We start from the raw sequence: 880 nt of genomic DNA on the forward strand, positions 1-880 counted from the left end.
AACTGACCTTGATAGGGCCAAGGCCTTGTAGCTTAGAGAATAGAATTTTATGCGGTTCAACTGCTGTATTGGAGAGCGATCCAAGTGATCTAGAACTATTAGTTTTAGTAAGCGCTGGTAATTATGAAAGGGTTTGAGACCGTCACAATATGGGAGGTGCTGCTCATATAGGATTGCGCTGATATTCTGGAACTTACGTTCAAAGCTTTTGGGACTTCTACCAAACTTCTCACCAAGATTACGATAGATCTCCGCTTTGTTTACGCTTCCACCGCTACTTTGTATTTCTAGAAGGTTAAAGTATGCTTCGACAGCGCCTTTAACTTCCTCTTCCGACCAGCCCATATTGTCCCTTTTATTTACTTAAGTCGTCATTGTCCACTTAGATCACTTGATACTCGAAAGATAAGACCAAGTTTTCTGAACGGGATATCAAGTTAACATCAGCATCGATAATCGAGCAATCAGTTTCATGATAATGATCTGGCTGCGATACTTCGAATCTAAGTAGACCTGCGCATTCTGCGCAAAATAGCCCCTAAAAGTACGCAAAATCATTTCAAGTTACTTCTGACGTAACTAAAAAGCTGGGCTGATATGGGGCGATATAGAGTCGTATGACACAAGAAATATATCTAAGTCATTGAAATACAGTTGGATCTGGGGTGATATGGTGGTGTATGGGAGTATTAAATGGTGCCCGGGGCCGGACTCCCATTGCAAATCTAACTAGCTGATCCTAGGTAACTTTAGCTCTTCAACATATTGATCAAGTTACTTCTCACGTTACTAACCTCAAAAATCAATAGCAATGCCAACCCTACTAACTTGCCCAATTAGCAAAGAGGGTCTTTCTGTTTTATTAACAATGATGAAGAAA

Annotated in this window: 1 pseudogene; it reads right to left on the reverse strand. The window is 40.6% G+C overall.

Going from position 1 to position 880, the window contains the following annotated elements:
- A pseudogene (locus A3750_RS26960) lies at window positions 1–345 on the reverse strand (hypothetical protein); the annotation flags it as partial.
- Between the last annotated feature and the right edge of the window lie 535 nt (window positions 346–880).

It is taken from the genome of Oleiphilus sp. HI0079, from assembly GCF_001635105.1.